The organism is Blastococcus sp. SYSU DS1021 (assembly GCF_054050995.1).
On sequence record NZ_JBJHAL010000054.1, the window covers coordinates 1 to 1,770 of the forward strand.

General features: G+C 71.8%; 2 protein-coding genes. Both read left to right on the forward strand.

Translation table 11 applies throughout. The features are described from left to right. A partial coding sequence (locus ACI8AP_RS20985) for a Gfo/Idh/MocA family protein (RefSeq protein WP_456591311.1) occupies window positions 1-803 on the forward strand: 803 nt, incomplete at its 5' end. Then, window positions 803-1,770, forward strand: a 968-nt coding sequence (locus tag ACI8AP_RS20990) for a sugar phosphate isomerase/epimerase family protein (protein ID WP_456591312.1), incomplete at its 3' end; no start/stop codon positions are given. The genes ACI8AP_RS20985 and ACI8AP_RS20990, both read left to right, overlap by 1 nt.

The following is a 1,770-nucleotide window of genomic DNA, read 5'->3' on the forward strand; positions in this document are numbered from 1 at the left end:
CCCGCGGCGTCCGGTCGATGGTGGGCTTCACCTACCGGCGGGTGCCCGCGATCGGGCTGGCCCGCAAGCTCGTGGCCGAGGGCCGGCTCGGCCAGATCCGGCACGTCCGCGCGCAGTACCTGCAGGACTGGATCGCCGACCCCGCGGCACCGATGTCGTGGCGGCTGGAGAAGGACAAGGCCGGCTCCGGCGCGCTGGGCGACATCGGGGCGCACGTCGTGGACCTGACGCAGTACATCACCGGCCAGACGCTCACCGGGGTCAGCGCGACGCTGGAGACGTTCGTGACCGAGCGCCCGCTGCCCGCGTCGGCCGGATCGTTGTCCGGCGTCGGCGGGGAGGGGACGGGGCAGGTCACCGTCGACGACGCCGCGGTCTTCCTCGGCCGGTTCGCCGGGGGAGCGCTCGGCGTGTTCGAGGCGACCCGGTTCGCCCTCGGCCGCAAGAACGGCATCCGCATCGAGATCAACGGCTCGGCCGGCAGCCTGGCCTTCGACTTCGAGGACATGAACGTCCTGCAGTTCTTCGACGGCACCGAGCCCGCGGAGACCGCCGGCTTCCGGCGGATCATCGTGACCGAGCCGGAGCACCCCTACGTCGCCGCGTGGTGGCCGGCCGGGCACGGCCTGGGCTACGAGCACGGCTTCACCCACCAGGTCGTCGACCTGGTCACCGCCATCGGGGCGGGGGAGGACCCGGCCCCCTCGTTCGCCGACGGCCTGCAGGTCCAGCGGGTGCTCGACGCCGTCGAGCGCAGCGCGGCGGACCGCTCCACCTGGACCGAGATCGAGAGGAACTCCTGATGCCCCGTCCCGTCACGCTGTTCACCGGCCAGTGGGCCGACCTCCCCTTCGAGGAGATGTGCCGGCTGGCCTCCGGCTGGGGCTACGACGGCCTGGAGATCGCCTGCTGGGGCGACCACCTCGACGTCGAGCGCGCCGCGAACGACGACTCCTACGTGGCCGAACGCCTCGACATCCTGAAGCGGCACGGCCTGCAGGTCTTCGCGATCTCCAACCACCTCAACGGCCAGGCCGTCTGCGACGACCCGATCGACGAGCGGCACCGCGGCATGGTGCACCCGCGGGTGTGGGGCGACGGCGACCCCGAGGGGGTGCGGCAGCGCGCCGCGGAGGAGATGAAGCTGACCGCCCGCGCGGCGGCCAAGCTCGGCGTCGACGTGGTCGTCGGGTTCACCGGCAGCAAGATCTGGAAGACCGTGGCGATGTTCCCGCCGGTCCCCGAGTCGATGATCGAGGACGGCTACCGCGACTTCGCCGACCGGTGGAACCCGATCCTCGACGTCTTCGACGAGGTGGGGGTGCGGTTCGCGCACGAGGTGCACCCGAGCGAGATCGCCTACGACTACTGGACGACGGTGCGCGCACTGGAGGCGATCGGTCACCGGGAGGCGTTCGGGCTGAACTGGGACCCGTCGCACTTCGTGTGGCAGGACCTGGACCCGGTCGGCTTCCTGTGGGACTTCAAGGACCGGATCTACCACGTCGACTGCAAGGACGCGAAGAAGCAGGTGGGCAACGGCCGCAACGGCCGGATGGGCTCGCACCTGCCCTGGGCCGACCCGCGGCGCGGCTGGGACTTCGTCTCCACCGGGCACGGCGACGTCCCGTGGGAGGCGTGCTTCCGCATGCTCAACACCATCGGCTACGCCGGGCCGATCTCGGTGGAGTGGGAGGACGCCGGCATGGACCGGCTCGTGGGTGCGCCCGAGGCGCTGGAGTTCGTCCGCCGGCTGGCCTTCGACCCGCC